This is a genomic window from Bacillus sp. FSL R10-2780, from assembly GCF_038006125.1.
GTDB classification, from domain to species: domain Bacteria; phylum Bacillota; class Bacilli; order Bacillales; family Bacillaceae_G; genus Bacillus_A; species Bacillus_A cereus_U.
This window is the reverse complement of the sequence record NZ_JBBOUQ010000001.1, coordinates 4,340,489-4,365,139: the sequence shown is the minus strand read 5'-3', so window position 1 is coordinate 4,365,139 and position 24,651 is coordinate 4,340,489. Positions and strand designations below refer to the sequence as shown.

Sequence of the window (24,651 nt, the reverse complement as noted above, 5' to 3'; positions counted from 1 at the left end):
ATACCTATTTTGTATTGCACTAAAAAAGCAAAGATCACTTTTGACCTTTGCTTTTATATTTTTTATTTAAGTTAAGAAAGAATTGTTCCACCCTTGGACGTACCCAAGCTAAATAATCTTTATCTTTCTTCTTTGTACAAGCTATCTCTTCTCCATCTATCATTCCGACAAGCTCTAGCTCTAACAGTTGCCTCGTGAATGCTAGCATATTTACTTCTTCTGCCGGATACTCTTCTTTTAATTTCTCCTCAATTTCTCCTAATGAAAAACCGTCACGCATCATTGCTAGTGCATCAATCCAAAGTGGCGGCATTTCATATGTTTCTCCTGTAATTGTATCTTTTACAATATAATTTAATCTCTCTTTTCGAAATTGAATTGTGTGTAAACATACAGTTGAATTCAATGTTAATTCCATCATACCACCCCTTTCATCATATCTGCATAGAAAAAAGGATGCGCGTGCACCCCTACTTTTCTTTTCATAACACTACCGAACCGTTACATGAGCTAAAAGCTCTATGTCGATATTTTCCTCCATTATAAACGAAGTGTTTTATAAAAAAAACCCTTCTTTAAACATTTTATAAAATGTTTATATTTACACAACAAGAACACTTTTCTGAAAAGTAATTTCGTCTAATGCACTACACTGTTGGTAAATAAATTTCTACTTTCGTTCCTACCCCCATACTACTTTGAATCGCGATACTCCCTTGATGTTCTTCAATAATTTTATATGTAATCATTAATCCAAGTCCTGTACCATTCTCTTTTGTTGTATAAAAAGCTTTTCCGATCTTTTCTATTTCCTCATTTTCTATCCCAAAACCTTGATCTTCAACAGAAATACACAAGTTCTCTCCAACTTTTTCATATGCGTGAATCTGAATATCCCCACCTTCTGGCATCGATTCAATTCCATTTTTGATGATGTTTAACAACACTTGTTTTAATTGCTTATCATCACCATTTATAACGGGTAAATTTCCATCTACTTGCAAATGAAATTTCACTTTATATTGAGTCGCATAGCTTTCCATTAACTGTACAACATATAAAAGGATTTCCCGTATATTACACCCTTCATAATTTGTTGGTTTCGGTTTTCCTAATAACATCAATTCACTAACAAACTCATTAATTCTCTCAATTTCTTGCAGCATAATCTCATAGCTCATCGTATCTTCAAGATTTCTTTCTTTTTGAATTTGTGTAAATCCTTTTAAAGCTGTTAATGGATTTCGAATTTCATGAGCGATTGTTGTAGACATAGTCCCAATAACAGCTAAATTTTCTGTCTCTTTCATATTGTTCATCATCTCAACAACTGTCCTTACATAAGATTGAAATCTCTTTAATAAAGAATGCGAAATGATGAAAAAGAATATACATAATACAAGCGGAATCACAACTTTTACATCTTGTAATATCAAAGTAAAAAATACATATTTTCCAATTACACTACAGGAAACGAAATAAAAATATTTTCTATTCACGAAAATCGGTGCAAATAAAATTAAAAATATTTCAACCATATTTCCCTGTTCAAAAACACGATCACTGTGTAAATAAATCATTAAGTTATTAATAAGATCAATAAGCATGTACCCAATTAAAAATAAATATTTTACAAAATATACATAACCTTGTTTTTGAAGATATATTGAAATAGGAAATAAAGATATTACTAATATATATACACCTATTCCCATACCACCTTCTGGCCACCCTACCCTTGCTTCATTAATATTCATAGCAGGATAAACGAAATAATAAATAACATCATATAAAAAGAATATAATATAGAATAATAATATAAATACTTTTAAAGCTTCTCTTTCTTCATAAATCAAGCTCTTGTATTTGTTCATATAAAAACTCCTCTTGATCAATACCAAAAAAACATTTCAACTATTATCTCTTTAAATTATAATTATGAAATTGCTTTCAGGGCAACATGTAACCTTCTCATACTATAAAAGGAAGGAGATACAGCTCCTTCCTTTTCAGTCACAATTTATATCCATCTTACCCTATCATTTAGCAATCCATCTGTAAAATTATTATGTCCTACTACAAAATCCTTCATATATAAATTTAAATATTCCCCATACTTACTTTCAGTATTTAATAATAATTCTTCTACATAATAAGCACCTTGTCCAAAAGTATCTAACAGTAAACTACATAAACCAGCATAAATTCCACACCCTACTTGAAAGTACGTCGCATTTGTTTTATATTTTTGAAAAACTTGGCTACTATTCATTACATTATACATGTATGTCTCATTATTTTCATAAACGAGTAACACACCGACTAAATCTTCTCCTATAATATCATCTTCTGCTGGATTAAATACTTTACGATTCCAATTCCATAAATCTTCCACTTTATCTAAGTTCTGTCTAATTAAGTTTGTTGTATACTCATTAATCCGATAAAGAAAACCCACTTCCATATCAAAAGATTTTCCCAAGATTAAAACTTCTTCATGCGGCATTAAGCAACCATAAAATTCTTTTTCACCTAAATTCACTTTATACTCTGAAGCATATACATCCTCATAAAAGTAAAGTGGACGATGATGGCTCATATACATAGGATAACTCCATATCGCTTCATCAAGAAAACGCTCTACTGCCCATGATGCATAAAGTGTATGAGGTTTTATTAGCCCTTTATCACCCAAAAATGAATTATCATGTTCTACAATATAGCATGCTCGCGGCTTTTCATTTGGACGTTCTTTCATAAGTTCAACAACCATCCATTGAACAACACCCGGATTCATACCTGAGCCTATAATCGCTCTTGTATTTGTAAATGTTTCTTTCTCCTTCTCAAACCTCGTATACCTTTCAGTAAGCTGAAAACCAAGTAAACTATCGTCTTGATCTACTGCCTCATTTTCCAAAGCCGAATTAATGTAACAAATGCCAAGGTCATTACAACAACTCAGTACCCTAATCGTATCTGCCCCTGAAACATCAATAACAACCTTCGTTCTTTTTTCTTTTAAATGTTGTTTAAATTTGACTACATCTTGAAGGTTTATTTCATATAAAAAAAATTGCCCTTTCAGATTTGGAAACAACTCATCATAATAACTTTTATCTTTTTGTTTTATATCCACCAAATGGAAGTTCACATTCTTTATAACTTCATAAATTGGATCTTTTTCATTTACTACCGCTTGATTCAAAATTGCTAACACTGCTTTTGCTGCCCCACCAGCACTGCCAAGTAATGTAATCGAAAACGCATTTGGAAACTGCTCCACAAACAAAACCCCTTTAATAGATTAGTTGAGCAGTACTTCCTCAAAAAATGAATTGAATACAATAAAAGATAGCTCGTACAGATTTTTTATAATTTCGTACAAGATTACCTCTTCATAAGTAAAAAATAGTAACATACTTATATATTCAATTCGCTTTCCCCCTCATACCCAAATAGCGGTAAACAAATAGGCTCGACCTTTTCTTCCGCATATATAAAAGAAAAAGCCAGCCCTTTAAACTAGCCTACGGACAATGGACAGATTTCACATGTTGAATATTCACGTACATTTTTGCGTCACGTGCTTTTAATATTTCAATATGTCCTTCATCAATTTTCACCATTTTTCCAATTTTATTAGATTCCTCACCTAAATCAAACACCATAATTCTCCCAGCCATTTTAATAAGCTGTTCTTCAAACGTTCTAGCTAAAGTAATATTTAAGGGATTTACGGGGAGTTCATTTTTATTGAGGGAATAAGGTACTTGGTTCTCTTTATAAGGAATTAACCATTTCAAATGCTTTAAAGATATATATACCGTTCTATAAACTGGGCTATAAAAAACAATATAATCGTTCATTACACTTGTAACATAACCGTGTATTGGAGCATTTCCTGCCACATAAATTTCTGTAAAAATCCCTTTAGATGTACTTAATACTTTTCTCAAAGAAATTGAAGGTGATTCCCTCTTAATTACAGAATCCACATCTGGTTTTAATATTTCTTCATCATACTCTCTTAAAAATCTATAATATTGAATATGATATAAAGATATATATACATAGTCTTGTCCATTGTAAAGAACAACAATATCATTCCCTACATCAATTAATACACCTTTAAATCTTTTTTCACCGATTAATTTAACGTATATATTTTCTCCAATATTTTTGTTTAACTCATTCATCTATATCCTCCTTTCTATGGAATTGCACTTTTCTGTCTTCCATTTCTAAAAAATAATCAGGGGCAATGTTCTGTCTTTTAATAGTAAGAATTCTTTTTCATATACCGCGAAATTATTGCAGCGAAATATGAAATCGTTCTTCACTTTCAATCATAATGCCCCTCTTATTTATTAAACATTATTCTTTTTCATTCTTTTTACTTTTAACTACTTGACTCACACTCTTAATATGAGAATTAATTACATAAATGACTTCATCACAGTTTACTAGTGTAATACAATTATCATGTATATCACTTAATAAACCTTCCACACACTCTGGTCCACCACGATTAATCTTTATCCACTTATACTTCAAGTCATTTAATACATCTAAAAAAGTATCTTCATCAGCGTAGAAACATGAACCATAGTCTTCTTGTGCTTCTTTCACTTTCTTGACTAGACTCTTCACATGTTTCAGTTGATAATACACCACTTCTCCAGGAGGTAATTGTAGTGTAAGGTAATCTTTTCCTAACAATGACAGTACACCTACTCGACTTTCCGGTCCGCGAAGATTTACTTTTACATTCTCACCGACTAAACCTTTGATTTGATCACAGCATACTACACCCTTCAAATTCGTATCCTCCTTTCTGTATTATCTTCCTCTACTTGATTGTCTTTGTGCGCGAGCTCGACTTGAATTATTGCTGTTTTCATTACTTTTCTCATCGCTACTCTCATCACTACTCTCATCGCTCTCTCCACTTACTGGTGCATTATAATTAACACTTTTAATATGAGATAGTGCAATTAATACAACTTCTTCTTTTATAATTAACGTTACATAATCGCTAGAAACATCTTGTAAAATACCTTCAATTTTCTCTGGACCACCACGATTAATTTTTACCCAGCGGTATTTGAAGCCTTGAAGTAGCGTTTCAAAGTCTTCTGCACTGTCTTCTTCCGGCCATACAGAATCACCTATCCCACCATCTTTCGTATTTTTTGTAATGCTTTTCAGATGGCGAAGCTGGTAGTAATGGTACTCTCCTTTTTCATTCTGTAATACGAAGTAGTCCGCATATACTGATACTATTGCTCCTTTTTGAGATTCTGGTCCACCTCTGTTTACTCTTACATAAGATCCAATTAAACCTTCCAAAAAATCCCAATTAAATAAACTCACGAGAAAACCCCTTCCATTAATTTATAAGCTTTTGCACTGATAGTATATGTATCTGTACAGGTTACGTTCTCTATGTTTGTCCCCGCTATGAAAAAATATGCTTTTAACATGTAGTACTAATACCTACGAAACCTTCCTCCGCTTAAATGAATCCTAGGGTTTCCGGTAATTTTTTATATCTTAATACAAAAAGATCCCGTAATAAGATACATTCCTGCATATCTTATTACGGGATCTTTTCATAAATTTAATCTTCGTCCTTAACATCCATATCTTCCGGAATTGGTTCGTTTAATATTTCTTCCACTAACTGTTTATATTTCTCCATTTGCTCTAAATGTGTATTAAATTGTTCTTTATTTAATAAATATTGCTCTCCATCGAACAACGCACGAACTTTCTTTTGCTGAATCAAATCTTCAACATAAGATTTTGGTAAATTCAAATACTCCGCAGCCTCTTCTATCGTTATATACAATGTGTTCATTCCTTTATTATTTTTTCATATATATACTGTATCTTACTTTATTTTTGTAAACAAATAAAAAAGATTTTGTAAATACAAATTAAAAAGCAGGTAGATGCATTCCATATATTGTATAATAGTATAGTAAGTATTTTTTAAAATATAGAATGGTATTACCCATTTACACAAAGGAGAGTTAACATATGGCTACTCGTCACATCATTACAATGTTAGAAAAAACATTACAAGTTGAAACAGAAAACACAATTTCTCATCTATCTAATTCTTTATCCGATCGTATTCTTTCACAAAGTGCAGCAGTACATGAAAACAATTGCTATCATACAATTGGCGAATGGTACAAAAATCATTTCTTATTCCAACAAGATGATTTCCTTTGGGCTAAATACGTTTTCTATGACGTATATTGTGAGGCTATAAAAAAACAAGGTCATCTTACAAAACGCGTTCGCCAAATATTAGAATCATTAGCTCGAAAACACGGAAAACAATACATTGCGTCTATACTAAATATACCATTTCCTAATGAACAGGAAAAAGGGACAGCATAAACCAATCCTAGATTCATTGTTTTCTAGAGAGATTACAAATAAAACGTTCATGCCACATGAACTAATGAAACCGGTGTCATGATAATGATTGAAGATATAATAAACAGGAAAACCCCCATTTACCTCTCTCGTCCATACGAATAGAGAAGTAAATGGGGGTATACTTGTTTCTTTATTAATTCATCATCTGCTTTATCAATTCTCGATTTCTCTTCTTAAATACTTCATTATGCGAAGAAACCATTCCGTACTCACTTGCATCTGGTTGAATAAATTGTTTCGCTTTATTCACAGCATTTCCAGCATCTTGGAACGCTCCTGCGATTAAATGTAATTTTCCGTCATGCTTTAAAATATCTCCAGCGGCATATAACCCGTCTACCGAGGACTCACTATTTGCATTCCCTGCAATATAATAATTATCAACAATAGCGACATCTAGCTCACTATTTTCCAATAATGTAATGTCACGTTCATATCCATGATTAATAATAACTTCTTCAACAGATAAATGAGAAACCTCTCCAGTTTCATGATTTGTTAATTCTACATGTTCAATCGCTTCATGGTTATCACCGGCAATTAATTTTGTAATCGATGTATTAAAGAAACATTCTGCCGAACTGTTCATAAGTTGTTTTACTTGTGCTTCATGACCAGATAATTCTTCTTTTCTATATGTTAAATAAACTTTTTTTGCAATCGGTTCTAATTCATTTGCCCAATCAATTGCAGAGTTCCCTCCGCCTGAAATAATTACGGTTTTATCTTTGAAACGTTTTAACGATTTAACTGTATAATTTAAATTTGAGACTTCGAATCTCTCAGCACCTTCAATTGATAACTTTTGTGGATTCAATATACCACTCCCAGTTGCGACGATCACTGTTTTTGAAAAATGTTCTTCCCCAGAGCTTGTTTTCAACGTAAAAATACCCTCTTCATTACGAATAATTGATTCTATTTTTGTATTCAATACAACTTCAGGTTGAAATGTTAATCCTTGTTGTACAAGTTGCTCAATTAATTTCTCACCAGTAACCGGTAACAATCCGCCAATATCCCAAATCATTTTTTCTGGATAAACATGTATTTTTCCACCTAACTGTGGTTGAAATTCTATTATTTTCGTTTTCATCTCTCTGAGTCCACTATAAAAAGCTGAATAAAGCCCTGCAGGTCCTCCGCCTATCACAGTTACATCAAACAATTCTTCTCGATTCATTCGTGCCCACTCCTCAGCTATTAGTCGTTGATTATCATTCTCAATAAAATATAACCTGTTTCCGCAAAATTTACAATCAAAATTACTATTGACAATACACCTATATAAAATTATATTATTTAAAGAATCAATAGTGATAATCATTATCAGTTTGTTAATAATTAGCAAATTTGGGATTACATCTTCTTTCATTAATATGGTCAATACTATATTGTGAAATCTCATATTCAAGATTTTTAATAAATATTTTGTATTCTGTATTACCACTACTCTTTCAAAAAGATTGCAGTTAAACAAATTATTGTATACACATATCATCTATTTAAAGGAGAAAGACGATGAAAAAATTATTTATTTCACTAACAGTTCTGTTCGTCCTTGTTATGAGTGCTTGTAGCAACGGTTCAACAGACAAGAAGAACGACGCAAAAGGTAAAAAATCAGAAACAATTACATACCAATCAGAAAATGGTAAAGTAGAAGTTCCAGCAAATCCACAACGTGTTGTTGTCCTATCATCATTCGCTGGTAACGTAATGTCATTAGGTGTAAACCTTGTTGGGGTAGATTCATGGTCTAAACAAAACCCACGTTTCGATAGCAAACTGAAAAATGTCGCTGAAGTATCAGATGAGAATGTTGAAAAGATTGCAGAATTAAATCCAGATTTAATCATTGGTTTATCAAATGTTAAAAATGTTGATAAGTTAAAGAAAATCGCTCCTACTGTAACATACACTTACGGAAAAGTTGATTACTTAACACAACACTTAGAAATCGGTAAATTATTAAATAAAGAAAAAGAAGCAAAAACTTGGGTTGATGATTTCAAAAAACGCGCACAAACAGCTGGAAAAGACATTAAAGCGAAGATCGGTGAAGATGCAACAGTTTCTGTTGTTGAAAACTTCAACAAACAGCTTTACGTATACGGCGAAAACTGGGGCCGTGGAACAGAAATTCTTTACCAAGAAATGAAATTAAAAATGCCTGAAAAAGTAAAAGAAAAAGCTTTAAAAGAAGGATACTACGCATTATCTACTGAGGTATTACCTGAGTTCGCTGGTGATTACTTAATCGTAAGTAAAAACAAAGATACTGATAACTCATTCCAAGAGACAGAATCATATAAAAACATTCCAGCAGTAAAAAATAATCGTGTATATGAAGCAAACATGATGGAATTCTATTTCAATGATCCACTTACATTAGATTTCCAACTAGACTTCTTCAAGAAGAGCTTTCTTGGTCAATAATACAAACATGAGGAATTCTTAATTTAAGAATTCCTCTTCCTTTATTCTATGAAAAGAAAAGATGTGAAACTGATGAAAAAAGAGCAAGACAACCTACGTTCCAACGCTTTTACATACAAATTAATTTTGAGTATCATTGCATTCTTTCTTATTTTTATGTTTGCAATGGTATTAGGTGCTGCTGATACTTCTATAAAAGACGTATGGTTAGCACTCACTTCCTCCGCTAAAGGAGACAAAATATCTATTATTCGCGAAATACGTTTGCCACGTGAAGTTGCTGCTATTTTTGTAGGAGCTGGACTTGCTGTTTCTGGGGCGATTATGCAAGGATTAACACGAAATCCACTTGCCGATCCGGGATTACTAGGCTTAACTGGTGGCGCAAATGCTGCACTTGCACTAACACTTGCTTTCAATCCTTCTATAAGCTACCTTTACTTAACACTAGCTTGCTTTATCGGCGCTGCAATTGGCGCTATTATGGTATTCGGAATTGGCATGGTGAAAAAGGGCGGACTTTCTCCCCTTCGAATTGTATTAGCCGGTGCTGCTGTTTCAGCATTTCTACTCGCAATTTCAGAAGGAGTCGGCATTTACTTTAAAATTTCACAAGATGTATCAATGTGGACGGCTGGGGGCGTAATTGGAACGAGTTGGAGTCAATTAAAAATTATTATTCCGGTTATTTCAATAAGTATATTTATCGCTATCTTACTTGCAAAGAAATTAACAGTTCTTAGTTTCAGTGAAGAAGTTGCCGTTGGACTCGGTCAAAAAATTATCGTTATTAAAACGATTTTATTTATCATTATTATCTTGCTTGCTGGTGCTTCTGTAGCACTTGTCGGAAACATGGCATTTATCGGACTTATGGTACCCCATATGGTTCGTCCAATCGTTGGACCAGACTACCGTTTTGTTATACCAATGTCAGCGATTGCTGGTGCTTCCTTTATGCTGCTCGCAGATACAATCGGACGTACAATTAACGCTCCGTATGAAACACCAGTTGCTGCAATCGTCGCAATTGTAGGATTACCATTCTTCCTATTCATTGTACGTAAAGGAGGAAGAACTTTCTCATGATGCAATCTATTCTAAAGAAACAACGCCTTATCATACTTGCATTACTTATACTTACCATCACAACAATTGTAATTGGAATGGGACTCGGTTCTGCCGCTCTCTCCTATGACAGATTAATCCCAACACTTATGGGACAAGGTACATTTAAAGAAGAATTCGTTTTATATTCTTTAAGGCTACCTAGAATCGTCATTACATTATTAGCTGGTATGGCTCTCGCTTTATCAGGTGCTGTATTACAAGGTATTACCCGAAACGATTTAGCTGAACCTGGTATTCTCGGCATTAACGCTGGTGCTGGTGTTGCAGTTTCTGTTTTCTTTCTATACTTCCCGATAGACGTAGGTTCATTCCTTTACCTACTACCAGTTGTTGGATTTATCGGTGCGTTTCTAACAGCTGTTCTAATTTACGTATTTTCATATAGTAAATCCACCGGCCTTCAGCCAATACGATTAACATTAACCGGCATCGGTTTTTCATTTGCACTATCTGGAATAATGATTGTCCTTATTTCATCCGCTGATCGTATGAAAGTGAACTTTATCGCCAAATGGATTGCCGGAAACATTTGGGGAGATGACTGGACATTTGTTTTAGCAATGCTTCCTTGGCTAATCGTATTAATCCCATTTGTCTTCTATAAAGCAAATCGATTAAATATACTAGCATTAAACGAGCCAGTAGCAATCGGTGTTGGAATTGAAATTGAAAAAGAGCGAAGATACTTATTAATCGCAGCCGTTGCACTTGCTGCCGCTGCTGTTTCTGTAACAGGTGGCATTAGCTTTATTGGACTAATGGCTCCTCACATCGCGAAATCTTTAGTAGGTCCAAGGCATCAAATCTTCATGCCAATCGCTGTTTTAATTGGTGGATGGCTATTACTATTTGCAGACACAATCGGACGAAATATCGTTGAACCTAACGGTATTCCAGCAGGGATTGTCGTTGCTTTAATTGGTGCACCTTACTTTATGTATTTGTTATTGAAGAAGGCATAGAAAAACCCCCTCAAGATTTTTTCTTGAGGGGGTTTTCATTTCATTCTACTGCTGCCCATACCCTTCAAACTTCTTCGCCAAATTCTCCATCTCGTCTTCTGGCAGTAATTTCGGTTCTCCGATACTTTTCGTTTGATAATAAATTTGAGCACAAAACTCTATTTCTTCTGCAATAGTAAACGCCATTTTTATATTATTCGCACCGGCCATTAAACCATGATTCGCAAGTAAAACTGCACGACGATCAATCATTCCTTCAAAAGCAGCCTCTGCTAATTGCTTCGTACCAAATGTTTCATACGGTGCACAGCGAACATTCGGACCTGCAAAAGCAATTAAATATGACACAGCAGGAAGTTCCCATCCTAATGATGCGATTGTCTTCGCATAAGGAGAATGTGTATGTACAAGCGCATTTATATCTTCACGATTTCTATAATAGATAAGATGCATATCTAATTCACTTGATGGTTTTCTCTCTCCCTCTATCACTTCACCATCTAAATTCAATATAACTACATCTTCAGGCGTCGTTTCATAATAATCTAGACCACTTGGGCTAATTGCAACAAGACCTTGTTCACGATTGAAAATACTAATATTTCCCCCCGTCCCCTTTGTTAAACCACTAGAGATCATTTTCTTTCCATACGCTACAATTTCTTCTCTTTCTTTTTGTAATAACATATACATCCCCCTAAGTATGAAGCTTATGATGACTGACTATATATATCTACTTACTAAAATAGCTTTTTTAAATTCTCCGTAAACGGTGCTTTCACAATTCCTTTTTCCGTAATAATCGCTGTTACATTGTCAGATGGCGTGACATCAAATGCCGGATTGTATACTTTACTTTCTTGCGGAGCAGAGTATTGTCCGAAGCGATTGATCACTTCAGAAGCATCCCTTTCTTCAATTGGAATTTCTTTTCCTGTCAGTGTTTTCAAATCAATTGTCGGCGTTGGTGCTGCTACATAAAACGGAATGTTATAATATTTAGCCAAAATCGAAACACCTAATGTTCCAATTTTATTTGCTACATCCCCGTTTGCTGCTACACGATCACATCCAACGATTACTGCATCAATTTTTCCTTGTGACATGACCATTGCTGCCATATTATCTGTAATGACCGTTACATCAATTCCCGCTCGCTGCAGTTCTAATGCTGTTAACGTTGAACCTTGTAATCTAGGGCGTGTTTCATCCGAATAGATTTTTAAGTCCCATCCTTTTTCTTTCGCTAAGTACATTGGAGCTGTCGCAGTACCATACTTAGTCGTTGCTAACGCACCTGCATTACAATGCGTTAATACCCCCATGCCATCATGAAATAATGTTAATGCATGTTCTCCAATTTGACGGTTAATTTCTTCATCTTCTCTATGAATCTCTTTTGCTTCTTCTAATAATCTATCTTTCAACTGCGCAATTGATAAGTGAGCATTCTCTTTCGCTACACTTTCCATTCTTTCAAGCGCCCAAAATAAATTTACTGCCGTCGGTCTTGATGTCGCTAAGTATGCACATACCTTTTTTGCTTCCGCTATGAATTCTTCCGCCGAACTTTTCGCAACTTCCTTTATCCCTAAATACACACCGTAGGCTGCTGAAACACCTATTGCCGGCGCTCCTCGTACTTTCATTACTTGAATCGCATCCCACACACCCTCAGCCGTTTTAAAAGATTCATAGACTACTTCGTTCGGTAATACCGTTTGATCCAATAACACTAAAGCATCATCTTTCCACTGAATTGGTATTAATTGCTCTGCCATCATCTTCTCCCCTTATTTCGCACTATGCATTGACTGTTTTTTTAACGTTTCTACAAAACTGCTACCTGTTTTATATTGATTCGCTTGTAAAATAAACTTCTTCGCTCCGCTCTAGCACGCGCCGCGTCATTCTCAATACAAATAATATCCTTTACCTTCGCTAGACCAACAATACGACGAATTAACTCAAGACCCGTTACTGCAGCTGTATCCTCTAATACAGATTGTAAATAAACTCGGTTAAAGCCTTCTTCCTTCGCCATAATCTCTGTCACATGAATATCCCAAGCATCTAAAAACTTCTTCTTAAATAAATCAATTACATCTATCATGGTAGATTCTATCCAGTTCATATATGTATCTTTCTCAATACCAGATTGCATCACTGCATCTGCATTCACCCATGCAAACATTAAATTTGCCATTATATTTCCAACGTCATATCCCATAGGTCCATAAAAAGCAAATTCAGGATCAATAACCTTTGTAGAATCACTTTTTACAAAAACAGAACCAGTATGTAAATCACCATGAAGTAGCGCTTGTGCATTCGTCATAAACGAAAACTTAAGTTTTGCTACTTCCATACGAAGCTCTTTATCACTATAAATATGCTCCCTAATCCATCCTTCATTTAATTGAAACAATTCGTTTCGTTTATTATGGTTTGTGAATGGCTCTGAATATACGAGGTCCTCTGTAATCTCACATAACTCAGGATTTATATAATTCTTCACGAGTTCCTTCTTTTCTTTATGATTCATTACAACATCTGATGTTAATAGAAGAGTGTTTACCATAAAAGTAGTTAAATCCTCAGCAAGCTTCGGAAACATTTGATGATTTATGAGTGCTGTGCGCAATATTGTGTGATCTGATAAATCTTCCATCACGCAACAATTCATCACACTATCGAACAAATATACATTTGGCACGAGTCCAGGTGCTAACTCTCCTTCTAATCGCAAAACATCTGATTCTATACGAATTCGATTCGTCGACAACTTAAACTCATCTGAAATACGCGCTGTATCCCCAGCTTGCTTTACAATGACAGAAATGTTCTTCTGTTCATCCCAAACGCGGAACACATAATTTAAATTACCATCACCTATTTCTTTACACTTTAGCCCCTTTGCATGTTCGAACTTAGGTAATTTCTCTTGCACATATGCAATCACATCTTTAGCTTCCATTAAAAAATACTTCGTGAACTTAGACATGGTTTCCCCTCCACACTAAATGTAAACGTTTTCTAAAAGCCGTAAAAAATAATAGACTGAAATTTTTTCAATCTATACTATATCTTCTCTATTGCAATACATATCTCGCTTTTATTATATCTTGTTAGAAATGAGCGTCAATGTTTCTATTTCTCATTGCAATATACTTCTTATTATATATATTTAAGATGACAATAATTGTTCACAAAGATTCCGATACATTTTGTTTTATTTATTGCACAATTCTTTGTAAAATAGAAGTAAGCAGTTCCTTTTCAAATCCACAACTTCTAAGAAATATTTCCTTCCTAAGAATTTATACTTACACCATGTCTCTAACATACACACTACTCTTTCAAACACTCATTGAAAATTTATGACTTAAAAATTACCTTTTAATTCCCTAACAACCTTAATTGAGAATAAATATTAATTAAATTGGTATAAAGTTGGTTTATTCTCTTGACAAAATAACCACTTCTATATGATAATTAATATCGAATTAGAATTATTATAGTTAATTAAAAAATATATTTTATGAGCAAACTAATTTCCGATGCTCAAAACCAACCTTTAGGAGGAATTTTAATATGTTATTAATCGGCACAGAAGTAAAACCGTTTAAAGCTAATGCTTACCATAATGGAGAATTTATTCAAGTTACTGACGAAAGTTTAAAAGGAAAATGGAGTGTAGTTTGTTTCTACCCAGCTGACTTCACATTCGTTTGCCCAACTGAACTTGAAGACTTACAAAACCAATATGCAACTCTAAAAGACTTAGGTGTTGAAGTATACTCTGTATCTACAGACACTCACTTCACTCACAAAGCTTGGCATGATAGCTCAGAAACTATCGGCAAAATCGAATACATTATGATTGGTGACCCAACTCGCACAATCACTAGCAACTTCAATGTTTTAATTGAAGAAGAAGGTCTTGCTGCTCGTGGTACATTCATCATCGATCCAGACGGCGTTATCCAATCTATGGAAATCAATGCTGACGGTATCGGTCGTGACGCAAGCATTCTTGTTAACAAAATTAAAGCAGCTCAATACGTACGTAACAACCCAGGTGAAGTTTGTCCAGCTAAATGGCAAGAGGGTTCTGCAACACTTAAACCAAGCCTTGACCTTGTAGGCAAAATCTAAGGAGTTCGATCAAAATGATACTAGATGCAGATATAAAAACACAACTATCCCAATACCTTCAGTTAATGGAGAACGATATTTTACTTAAAGTAAGCGCAGGAGAAGACAACGTATCTAAAGATATGTTAGCTCTAGTAGATGAATTAGCTACTATGTCATCTAAGATTACAGTAGAAAAAGTTGAACTAGAGAGAACACCAAGCTTTAGCGTAAATCGCCCTGACGAAGACACTGGTGTCGTATTCGCTGGTATTCCATTAGGACACGAATTTACTTCATTAGTGTTAGCTTTACTACAAGTTAGTGGACGTGCTCCAAAAGTTGAACAAAAATTAATCGATCAAATCAAAAACATTCAAGGCGAATATCATTTTGAATCTTATATCAGCCTAAGTTGTCATAACTGTCCTGATGTTGTACAAGCTCTTAACGTAATGAGCGTTCTAAACTCTGGTATTACACATACTATGATTGATGGCGCTGCATTTAAAGAGGAAGTAGAAAGCAAAGACATCATGGCAGTACCAACTGTTTACCTAAACGACGAATCTTTCGGAAGTGGTCGTATGACACTTGAAGAAATTTTAGCTAAAATGGGTAACGGTCCAGATGCATCAGAGCTTTCTGATAAAGATCCATACGATGTTCTTGTTGTTGGTGGCGGCCCAGCTGGTGCAAGTGCAGCAATTTATGCAGCACGTAAAGGCATCCGCACTGGTATCGTTGCTGAGCGCTTCGGTGGTCAAGTAATGGATACTATGGGTATTGAGAACTTCATCAGCGTAAAACGCACTGAAGGTCCTAAGCTAGTAGCAAGCCTTGAAGAGCACGTAAAAGAATACGACATCGATGTAATGAATCTACAACGTGCGAAACGTTTAGAGAAAAAAGAACTTATTGAAGTGGAACTTGAAAACGGCGCTATTCTGAAAAGTAAGAGCGTAATCGTTTCAACAGGTGCTCGCTGGCGTAATGTTGGCGTACCGGGTGAAGCTGAGTTCAAAAACAAAGGTGTAGCATACTGCCCACACTGTGACGGTCCATTATTCATCGGAAAAGACGTAGCGGTTATCGGCGGTGGTAACTCTGGTATTGAAGCAGCTATCGACTTAGCAGGTATTGTTAAGCACGTAACTGTTCTTGAATTCATGCCAGAATTAAAAGCTGATGCTGTATTACAAGAACGTCTTAACAGCTTACCTAACGTAACTGTTCTGAAAAACGTTCAAACGAAAGAAATCACTGGTACTGACAAAGTAAACGGTATTTCTTACATCGATCGTGAAACTGAAGAAGTTCATCACGTTGAATTACAAGGTGTGTTCGTTCAAATCGGTCTTGTGCCAAACACAGACTGGTTAGGCGAAACAGTTGAACGCGTTCGCGGTGAAATCGTAACAGACAAACACGGCGCTACAAACGTACCAGGAGTGTTTGGTGCAGGTGACTGTACAAATAATCCGTACAAACAAATCATCATCTCTATGGGTTCAGGTGCGAATGCAGCTTTAGGTGCATTTGATTACTTAATCCGTAACTAATTATATAGACGTGAGTTTTACAAAAGCAGGTGCCAAGGCACCTGCTTTTTTTATAATCCTAATGTATAAACTAAAAATCTCTCATTCCCATTCTTATCATAAGCACCCGGTAATCTAACTTCTCTCTTCAATTCAAAAGCAGTCTGATTCTCCAAGAAGAAAATATAATCTTCAGAAGGGTAGTATAAAATAATATCCACTTTCCTCTCTATTTCCTCTACCGAAAGCAAAATGTTATTTACTACATTCATAAACACTTGGACAGAAAATGGATTGAAGAAATAAAACCGGTTATCACGTGGATCAATCTCATATTCCTGTGCTAAACAACATTCAAATTGAATTTTATCTTTACTGTTTCTTACCTTCCTTGCATAACGCTCACGGTTTTCCATTGCTTCTTTATAAAACGCTTCATTCATTTCAATTCCAACCGCTGATGCATCGCACTTATGGTGCATGTAAAAATTCAATCTCCCTTTTCCACACCCAAAGTCTACAATTCGATCGCTACTTTTTATTTCATATTGATTCAATAACTCATCCAACCCGCTATACGGTGTCGGTTCATAACGGTGATAGTGCATAGATTTATTAAACCCTTTTTGCTCACCAACGGTTTTTATATTTAATACAGCATCGTAATATTGTTCGTTCATTTTTTTCTCCTATTAACAAATGGTACTTATTATTATACACCATGTACTAGAGGAGAATTTTTCATCAAATTAATTGGTACGTGAAATTATACCGCCGCAAAATCGAATATATCGACTTAACGACAAATTCCTACAAAAAACAGGAGCTTTCTAGCCCCTGTCTTCCAGCACTTTCAATACAGTCTGTTTCAATATTTCTACTCCATCCATTATACAGCTATGATCAAACTTCATATACGGATGGTGTAATCCAGGTTGTAAGTTCGCCCCTAGTCCAAGCATGACAGCTTTTAAATGCGGTCTCTTCACTGTGTAGTAATGGAAATCATCGCTTCCTGTCGTATACAGTGGTCCAGTACATCCCTCTTCCCCGTATACTTCAAGAATACCTTTTCGCATGAAACGCTCAGCTTCTTCTGACACTTCAGCTCCTGGTGCGAGATCAATCCACTCATAAGAAAGTTTAGATCCCATTGATTCAGCTGACTGAATTACTTGCTCTATTTTTCGCTTCAATTCATCTAGTAATATGTTATTTTCTGCTCTTACATCTAAACTAAAATGTCCGTTACCTGGAATAATATTTAGATTATCACCACCAGCTTGGCATCTCGTCATCTTAACAGAATAAGACGTCTGCGGCGGTAACCATATATTTTTCAATCCAATATTGATCATCGAAATGACATCAATTGCATTTATACCTTGATGCGGGCGTGCCCCGTGTGCATCATCTCCATGAATCATACCTTCTAAAAATCCTGCTGCTCCGTGACGAATAGATGGTGCAGCTTGTTTCAAAGGCAGTTCTTCAATCGGTCTTAAATGAACACCAAATAAGAAATCAGCATCATCCACGGCGCCCTTCTCTACCATCTTTAAGGAACCATTTCCTTTTTCCTCTGCCGGCTGAAAAATAAATCTAACAGTACCGCTATCCCATCTCATATTTTTCAATTGTAAAATAAGGCCCATCACAATCGTCATATGAGCATCGTGGCCGCATGAGTGATTCGCTTTAAATTCTCCGTCTACTTCTTGCCATAGTGCATCCATATCAGCACGAATCGCGATAACTGGATTCCCTCTTCCGATTTCAGCAATCACGCCAGGGCAATCATCAAATATTTTATATGAAATTCCTTCTTCTTTTAGAAAGTTAGTAATATAAGCTGTCGTTTCATATTCCTTCCAGCTTACTTCAGGGTTTTCATGTAAATGCTGAAAAATTTCAGTTAAACGCTCTTGTAGTTCTAATGTTTTCAAAGCTTCATTCTCCTTCCCCTAATTACAAACCATTCAGATTAATTATACTTATGAAAAACAGATGTTTTTATGAACATATTGAATTTTAAGAAAAAAGTCAATTATTTATTTTTTAATAACGTTAATACCCGATTTCAACTCATCTTATAAAGATATCCATACAAATAGAACATTCAATATTTTCTGTTTGTATGTTGACGCTTACATCTATTTTTAGTTATTATAACTTAATAACGTCTATTTTGCGACAATTCTAAAAATACAAACATACATAATGAGGAGGCAGTTTATGAAAAGAGAAATACCTTTTGGCATAGCAATAATCCCTATTATCATTACAGTTGCAGTTATGATGGTTACAATTGTTGTATTAGAACAAAGCCCTCACGTCCCACTTATTATCGGTACAACCGTTGCTTCGATCGTCGCTTGGCGATACGGTTACAAATGGAATGACATTGAAGAATCGATGTATAAAGGAATTCGTCTCGCATTACCCGCTATCGTTATCATTATTCTTGTAGGTTTAACGATCGGTGCTTGGATTGGCGGCGGAATCGTCGCTACTATGATTTATTACGGCTTAAAACTTTTAACTCCATCACTATTTTTAGTTTCAATTACAATTATTTGTTCTATCGTTGCATTAGCAATCGGTAGCTCTTGGTCTACAATGGGAACAATTGGTGTTGCTGGAATGGGAATTGGCCTAAGTATGGGAATCCCAGCTCCAATGGTTGCTGGTGCCATTATTTCAGGCTCTTATTTTGGCGATAAAATGTCACCGCTTTCAGACACAACAAACTTAGCCGCAGGATTAACAAATACAGATTTATTCGTACATATTCGTCATATGTTATTTACTACAATTCCAGGTTTAATTATTACTCTTATCGTCTATGCTTTATTAGGAAGAAGCTTCGGTGATAACAATATTGATGCAAAAAGCATCGATCAAACGTTACAAGTATTGCAACAAAACTTTGTTATCTCGCCTTTCCTATTAATCATACCCGTAGTCGTTATGGTATTGGTCGCTAAAAAAGTACCAGCTATACCAGCTATTCTCGTAGGTATTATTTTAGGATTTTTATCACAAGTCTTTATTCAAGGTGGTTCTGTCTCAGCATCTGTCGGTGCACTCCAAACTGGATTTGTCATAGACACTGGAAACAAGCTAGTAGACGAACTATTTAACCGCGGTGGCTTAGATTCGATGATGAATACAGTCTCTATGACAATTGTCGCTATGACTTTCGGAGGAGTACTAGAACATACTGGCATTCTTCGCTCAATTGTAAATCAAATTTTAAAATTAGCGACATCATCAAAAGGACTTATCGCTTCTACTATCGCATCTTGCTTTGCAACGAATCTTACTTGCTCTGAACAATATATTTCGATTGTTGTTCCTTCAAGAATGTATGCAAATGCGTACACAGAAAAAGGACTACATTCTAAAAACTTATCCAGAGCATTAGAAGATGGTGGAACATTAACTTCTGTTTTCGTACCTTGGAATACATGTGGTGTATTTATACTCGCAACACTTGGAGTAGGCGCATTCGAATATGCTCCTTATGCTATATTGAATTTCATCGTACCTATTATTTCAATCATTTATGGTATAACTGGCTTCACAATTACGAAGCTATCGGATATTGAAAAAGCAGACCTATTGAAAAAACAAAAAGCGCAACTAGAAGCTTAAAATTTTTGAAACGAATACAATGGTAAATTCAGCTCATATATTGCACGAGGGCGCCCTTGTTGATAGGGCATTTCCTCGCCGCAAATATTGGCATACCTGTAATCAACTAATTTCTTTAACAGCCTTTCCGTCGATCGCCGAGTCACTTGTAAGTATTCAGAAAGATCGGCCGCTGTAAATTTCAATGATGGATGCGACTGACTAAATTGAATAATTTTTGACAGGTTTGCAGGACTAAGCTTCGTTTCCTTCGCTATTTTCATTAATTCAGGATTATCGTTTTTTAAACTTTGTACTCTCTGTTCTTTCGGGAACGGACCAAATAATTCTTTATCACTTGTTAGTATATAAAAGCGGCGCTCTATCGGATTATTTTTTGCGAAACCTTGAGCGATTTTTGCATTTTGTTCCGCTTCATTTACTGTTTTTCCGTAACCAAATCCAATAGATACCGCTCCTTCTATATTCGTAAATAAACGATCTATTGTATTTGTTTTTGTACTCGATTCGATATCACCACGAGTTGTATACAAAATAAAAGTCATTTCATCAACTTGTTTAAATGAACCACGTAATTCTTTTGAAATTACATTTAATTTTTCAAGCGAGCTTTCTTGTAACTCTATAAAGGATATAATACAAGCACCAACAGTAGCTGAATGGCTTTTTGCTAACTCAGCTTTTATTTTTGCATCTTTTAACCCGTGTATAATTGATTGCGTCGGGTCTATCATACGCTCTGAAGGAATACCTATTTTTTGAAGTTCGTCGTAGACAGCGTGAATACTAGTTAAAGCTAAATCGACCTCTCCAGATTGATATTTAGCTAAATGAAAATCAATGATGCTCTTAATTTCATCATTACTCCATAACATATTTTCATAATCCATCACTTGCGGCGTTTCTTTCAGACCGATATCATGGAACACATTTGTAATAAACGAACGATCTACTAAATCAATTGAAATTTTATGAGGTTGGATACTTTGATGATATATTATAGAAAGGAGTGAAGATGCGACAGTTGTCTCGTCTTGCTGTAAGTACGTACTTGGAATTCGTAATTGTTCTCTTATTTCTTTTGCCATATAATAAGGTAAAGCACCTGAGAAAAAGATAACATCACAAGGTTTTAAACGCTTTAATATTTCAGAAGATTCTGCCGGGTGAAGGTAAATATATGGATCAATCTCTATCTCTTCTAGTTTATGAGCAATAGGTAAAAGATTCTCCATAAACTCTTTTGAACCGACAACTGCAATTTTTATCATCATTTTCTCTAACTCCTTATCATTAATTAACGACTATTTAACGTCAACTATATCAAATGTACAAAACCATTGTAAACAGGAAGGGGTCTTTATTCAATGAAAATTACAGCTATTCACCTTTACGCAATTCGTTTACCGCTTCGCGATCCGTTTGTTATTAGTTATGGTTCTTATTCTGATATGCCTTCTATTATCGTCAAAATGGAAACAGATGAAGGTATTATCGGTTACGGCGAAGGCGTTGCCGATGATCACGTTACAGGTGAATCATGGGAAAGTACTTTCCATGTTTTAAAACATACACTAGCTCCTGCTCTTATCGGACAAAACCCAATGAATATCGAGAAAATACACGATATGATGGACAATACAATTTACGGTATTCCTACTGCGAAAGCTGCGATTGATATCGCTTGTTTTGATATACTGGGTAAAAAATTAAATCAACCTGTATATCAATTAATTGGCGGACGCTACCATGAAGAATTTCCTGTCACTCACGTCTTAAGTATTGCAGGTCCCGAAAATATGGCTGAAGAAGCTGCCTCTATGATTAAGAAAGGTTACCAATCTTTCAAAATGAAAGTCGGCACGAATGTACAAGAAGATGTAAAACGAATTGAAGCTGTACGTGAACGTGTAGGAAATGATATCGCGATTCGCGTTGATGTAAACCAAGGCTGGAAAAATAGCGCAAACACATTAACAGCACTTCGTTCATTAGGACATTTAAACATCGACTGGATTGAACAGCCTGTTGTAGCCGATGATATTGACGCAATGGCTCACATTCGTTCTAAAACAGATCTTCCTCTTATGATTGATGAAGGATTAAAAGGCTCTCGTGAAATGCGCCAAATTATTAAATTAGACGCAGCTGATAAAGTGAATATAAAACTAATGAAATGCGGCGGCATATATCCAGCTGTAAAACTCGCTCATCAAGCTGAAATGGCAGGCATTGAATGCCAAGTTGGATCCATGGTCGAATCATCTGTTGCCTCTTCCGCAGGATTCCATGTCGCTTTCTCAAAAAAAATCATTACTAGCGTCGAGCTGACAGGACCATTAAAATTCACGAAAGACATCGGAAACTTACATTACGACGTACCATTTATTCGCTTAAACGAAAAGCCGGGACTCGGAATTGAAATAAACGAAAGTACATTACAAGAACTAACCGTCTTTCAAGACGTTGTACGCTAAAGGAGGACTAACACATGACGATTCTTTACGAAGGAAAATTAAAACAAAACAACGATCCATTTCACGTTACATTACTATCTTTAGAACATATGGAACAAATTTTATCATTACAAAACGTTGTAGTTGAAGCGCTAGAAGATAAAGGTCGTTTACAACCACTCTCGCTAGAAGAATTTCAATACATTCTAGAAGGAAACGGAATGATGATCGGTGCCTTTATACAAAACGAACTCATCGCATTTCGTGCCCTACTAGTCCCTCCTATCGACGATGAACATTTAGGACTTGATATTGGCCTACCAGAAAGCGAGCTACACTGCGTCATCTATCAAGAAATCTCAAACGTTCATCCAAGCTGCCGAGGAAATGGTATGCAAAAAATATTAGCCACAGTCATTATGGACGAATTACAAAAAGAAGACAGCAAATACGATTACGTTTGCTGCACCGTTGCACCTTTTAACATTCCTAGTTTAAAAGATAAGTTCGCGCAAGGAATGGAAATTGCTGCATTGAAGGAGAAGTATGGCGGGAGCATGCGGTATGTTTTTGTGAAGGAATTGCGTGGGGATATAGAAAGAGATTGGACGGATGTTAAAGATATTCCGATGAGTGATGTTAGTGAAAAGCAAGCGTTACTTTCGGAGGGGTATCGTGGATATGAGATGGAGAAAATAGATGGGAATTTCGTTGTGAAGTTTGGACGATAATTCCTACACCCGTAAAAGGAGATGTCCACTGTGACATCTCCTTTTACTTTCTCCTCATTCAATAATTACCTGGTAAATGAGATTATATGAGCGATTTTTTGAATATATTGACCGCAACTCCAAATATATCAGCGATTTTTGAAATATATCGACCGCAACTCCAAATTTATCAGCGATTTTTGAAATATATCGACCGCAACTCCAAATTTATCAGCGATTTTTGAAATATATCGACCGCAACTCCAAATTTATCGGCGATTTTTGAAATATATCGACCGCAACTCCAAATTTATCAGCGATTTTTGAAATATATCGACTTACCGACAAGTATTGACAATAATCGCAACCTATATAAAGCGCATTACTAAACCGTCATCTTCCAACTCGATAACGCTAACCAGTTTTCCATTTCCTTATAATCAGGCATTATCTTCCCAACAAGACGCCAAAAAGATCGATCATGATTTAAATGAACCATATGACACATTTCATGAACAACTACATAGTCAATTACTCGCTGCGGTGCCATCGCTAACTTCCAATTGAATGTTAGTTGTAAATTTGAATCACAAGTTCCCCACGTACGACTACTATCCGTAATACGAATAGAACGCGGTTTTGTTTTAAAATTACTTTGATGCGCTTTAATACTCTTCTCTACTAATGCCTTGCACTGCTTATAGTAAAATCGTTTTAAAGCTTGCTGGATTTTCTCATCCTTAAGCTCATTCACATAAATGTGTAGCTTCTCCCCTTCAAAAACTGCATTGTCTTGCGTAATAGTTGCATCTTGAGAAATCTGTATCGGATACGTATTCCCTAAATACAGAAAGCCCTCGCCTTGATCATAACCCTTTTCCTGTGGTCCAAGCGCTCGCTCCTGCATTTCCTTACGTGTTTTCTGAATCCAATCCCATTTCTCCTCTAACAATTGGATTAAGTATTCAACAGGTGTACCTTTCGGGGCTTGCACTTCCACATTTCCGTACGAATCCACATAAAGACGTACTGATTTTTTCTTCTTATAAGTTATATGAAAATTAATTGTCTCACCTGAATATGTATGTATCATTTCATCACCTAGCATATTTGTTTATGTTATTTTTATAAATAAAAAAGAGTAGGCTACAAACGACCTACT

General features: G+C 35.4%; 23 protein-coding genes and 1 pseudogene. 9 read left to right on the top strand and 15 right to left on the bottom strand.

The genetic code is table 11. From position 1 onward, the window contains the following. Positions 1-34: 34 nt before the first annotated feature. The 7 genes from NSQ47_RS22725 to NSQ47_RS22695 form a co-directional block, all read right to left on the bottom strand. The gene (locus NSQ47_RS22725; RefSeq protein ID WP_033710503.1) at positions 35-418 is read right to left on the bottom strand and encodes a hypothetical protein; all 384 of its coding nucleotides are present in this window, start codon (positions 416-418) and stop codon (positions 35-37) included. Positions 419-647: 229 nt separating this feature from the next. Beyond that, a complete protein-coding gene (locus NSQ47_RS22720) occupies positions 648-1,874 on the bottom strand; it encodes an ATP-binding protein (RefSeq protein WP_002159451.1) in 1,227 nt (408 codons plus the stop codon). Between the two features lie 146 nt (positions 1,875-2,020). After that, positions 2,021-3,286 (bottom strand): S-adenosylmethionine decarboxylase related protein, encoded by a 1,266-nt coding sequence (locus tag NSQ47_RS22715; RefSeq protein WP_341038029.1) that lies wholly within the window; start codon positions 3,284-3,286, stop codon positions 2,021-2,023. 244 nt (positions 3,287-3,530) lie between these two features. Next, positions 3,531-4,199, bottom strand: a complete 669-nt coding sequence (locus NSQ47_RS22710) for a DUF2642 domain-containing protein (protein WP_340821661.1) — start codon at positions 4,197-4,199, stop codon at positions 3,531-3,533. A gap of 178 nt (positions 4,200-4,377) precedes the next feature. Further along, positions 4,378-4,821 carry a spore coat protein gene (locus NSQ47_RS22705; protein WP_340821659.1) on the bottom strand — a complete coding sequence of 148 codons (444 nt, stop codon included), beginning with the start codon at positions 4,819-4,821 and terminating at the stop codon, positions 4,378-4,380. Positions 4,822-4,842: 21 nt separating this feature from the next. Further along, complete coding sequence (locus NSQ47_RS22700; RefSeq protein ID WP_340821657.1) at positions 4,843-5,376, bottom strand: spore coat protein; 534 nt, start codon at positions 5,374-5,376, stop codon at positions 4,843-4,845. 247 nt (positions 5,377-5,623) lie between these two features. Then, the gene (locus tag NSQ47_RS22695; protein WP_080018159.1) at positions 5,624-5,863 is read right to left on the bottom strand and encodes a helix-turn-helix domain-containing protein; all 240 of its coding nucleotides are present in this window, start codon (positions 5,861-5,863) and stop codon (positions 5,624-5,626) included. A gap of 182 nt (positions 5,864-6,045) precedes the next feature. On the opposite strand from NSQ47_RS22695, the gene NSQ47_RS22690 reads away from it, so the two are divergent. Continuing rightward, on the top strand, positions 6,046-6,414 hold the full coding sequence (locus NSQ47_RS22690; RefSeq protein ID WP_002159456.1) for a hypothetical protein: 369 nt from the start codon (positions 6,046-6,048) through the stop codon (positions 6,412-6,414). 175 nt (positions 6,415-6,589) lie between these two features. On the opposite strand, the gene NSQ47_RS22685 is transcribed toward NSQ47_RS22690, so the two are convergent. Beyond that, a complete protein-coding gene (locus tag NSQ47_RS22685) occupies positions 6,590-7,639 on the bottom strand; it encodes an NAD(P)/FAD-dependent oxidoreductase (protein WP_340821654.1) in 1,050 nt (349 codons plus the stop codon). 338 nt (positions 7,640-7,977) lie between these two features. Here NSQ47_RS22685 and NSQ47_RS22680 point away from each other — a divergent pair, with 338 nt between their 5' ends. Genes NSQ47_RS22680 through NSQ47_RS22670 form a run of 3 tightly spaced genes read left to right on the top strand, consistent with a single transcriptional unit; the run spans position 7,978 to position 10,988 of the window. Then, the gene (locus NSQ47_RS22680) at positions 7,978-8,895 is read left to right on the top strand and encodes an iron-hydroxamate ABC transporter substrate-binding protein (protein ID WP_002159458.1); all 918 of its coding nucleotides are present in this window, start codon (positions 7,978-7,980) and stop codon (positions 8,893-8,895) included. Positions 8,896-8,943: 48 nt separating this feature from the next. After that, positions 8,944-9,984, top strand: a complete 1,041-nt coding sequence (locus tag NSQ47_RS22675) for a FecCD family ABC transporter permease (protein WP_131232499.1) — start codon at positions 8,944-8,946, stop codon at positions 9,982-9,984. After that, positions 9,981-10,988 (top strand): FecCD family ABC transporter permease, encoded by a 1,008-nt coding sequence (locus NSQ47_RS22670; RefSeq protein WP_341038027.1) that lies wholly within the window; start codon positions 9,981-9,983, stop codon positions 10,986-10,988. Before NSQ47_RS22675 ends, NSQ47_RS22670 begins: the two co-directional genes overlap by 4 nt. 45 nt (positions 10,989-11,033) lie before the next feature. Here NSQ47_RS22670 and NSQ47_RS22665 read toward each other — a convergent pair whose 3' ends face one another. From NSQ47_RS22665 to mtnK, 3 genes and pseudogenes are all read right to left on the bottom strand, one after another. After that, positions 11,034-11,675: an L-fuculose-phosphate aldolase gene (locus NSQ47_RS22665; RefSeq protein ID WP_002159461.1), complete on the bottom strand. Its 642-nt coding sequence runs from the start codon at positions 11,673-11,675 to the stop codon at positions 11,034-11,036. Between the two features lie 53 nt (positions 11,676-11,728). Continuing rightward, a complete protein-coding gene (gene mtnA / locus NSQ47_RS22660; RefSeq protein ID WP_002159462.1) occupies positions 11,729-12,769 on the bottom strand; it encodes an S-methyl-5-thioribose-1-phosphate isomerase in 1,041 nt (346 codons plus the stop codon). Positions 12,770-12,781: 12 nt separating this feature from the next. Next, positions 12,782-13,992, bottom strand: a pseudogene (mtnK, locus tag NSQ47_RS22655) (S-methyl-5-thioribose kinase). Between the two features lie 590 nt (positions 13,993-14,582). On the opposite strand from mtnK, the gene ahpC reads away from it, so the two are divergent. Together ahpC and ahpF are read left to right on the top strand one after the other, a co-directional pair. Continuing rightward, positions 14,583-15,146 (top strand): alkyl hydroperoxide reductase subunit C, encoded by a 564-nt coding sequence (ahpC, locus tag NSQ47_RS22650; protein WP_002115711.1) that lies wholly within the window; start codon positions 14,583-14,585, stop codon positions 15,144-15,146. A 14-nt stretch (positions 15,147-15,160) separates the two neighbouring features. Beyond that, positions 15,161-16,687 (top strand): alkyl hydroperoxide reductase subunit F, encoded by a 1,527-nt coding sequence (gene ahpF / locus NSQ47_RS22645; RefSeq protein WP_341038025.1) that lies wholly within the window; start codon positions 15,161-15,163, stop codon positions 16,685-16,687. A gap of 50 nt (positions 16,688-16,737) precedes the next feature. Here ahpF and NSQ47_RS22640 read toward each other — a convergent pair whose 3' ends face one another. Both NSQ47_RS22640 and NSQ47_RS22635 read right to left on the bottom strand, forming a co-directional pair. Further along, complete coding sequence (locus NSQ47_RS22640) at positions 16,738-17,346, bottom strand: SAM-dependent methyltransferase (RefSeq protein ID WP_002159465.1); 609 nt, start codon at positions 17,344-17,346, stop codon at positions 16,738-16,740. A 150-nt stretch (positions 17,347-17,496) separates the two neighbouring features. After that, complete coding sequence (locus tag NSQ47_RS22635; RefSeq protein WP_002159466.1) at positions 17,497-18,612, bottom strand: M20 peptidase aminoacylase family protein; 1,116 nt, start codon at positions 18,610-18,612, stop codon at positions 17,497-17,499. 289 nt (positions 18,613-18,901) lie between these two features. Between NSQ47_RS22635 and nhaC the strand changes: the two genes are divergently transcribed. Then, positions 18,902-20,323, top strand: a complete 1,422-nt coding sequence (gene nhaC, locus NSQ47_RS22630) for a Na+/H+ antiporter NhaC (RefSeq protein WP_002063594.1) — start codon at positions 18,902-18,904, stop codon at positions 20,321-20,323. On the opposite strand, the gene NSQ47_RS22625 is transcribed toward nhaC, so the two are convergent. After that, positions 20,320-21,597 carry a transcriptional regulator gene (locus tag NSQ47_RS22625; RefSeq protein ID WP_341038023.1) on the bottom strand — a complete coding sequence of 426 codons (1,278 nt, stop codon included), beginning with the start codon at positions 21,595-21,597 and terminating at the stop codon, positions 20,320-20,322. The two genes, nhaC and NSQ47_RS22625, sit on opposite strands and share 4 nt — an antisense overlap. A gap of 93 nt (positions 21,598-21,690) precedes the next feature. Between NSQ47_RS22625 and NSQ47_RS22620 the strand changes: the two genes are divergently transcribed. Together NSQ47_RS22620 and NSQ47_RS22615 are read left to right on the top strand one after the other, a co-directional pair. Next, positions 21,691-22,800 (top strand): mandelate racemase/muconate lactonizing enzyme family protein, encoded by a 1,110-nt coding sequence (locus tag NSQ47_RS22620; RefSeq protein ID WP_215580445.1) that lies wholly within the window; start codon positions 21,691-21,693, stop codon positions 22,798-22,800. 14 nt (positions 22,801-22,814) lie between these two features. After that, positions 22,815-23,510, top strand: a complete 696-nt coding sequence (locus tag NSQ47_RS22615) for a GNAT family N-acetyltransferase (protein WP_341038022.1) — start codon at positions 22,815-22,817, stop codon at positions 23,508-23,510. A gap of 364 nt (positions 23,511-23,874) precedes the next feature. Here NSQ47_RS22615 and NSQ47_RS22610 read toward each other — a convergent pair whose 3' ends face one another. Beyond that, a complete protein-coding gene (locus NSQ47_RS22610) occupies positions 23,875-24,582 on the bottom strand; it encodes a M48 family metallopeptidase (protein WP_341038021.1) in 708 nt (235 codons plus the stop codon). Between the last annotated feature and the right edge of the window lie 69 nt (positions 24,583-24,651).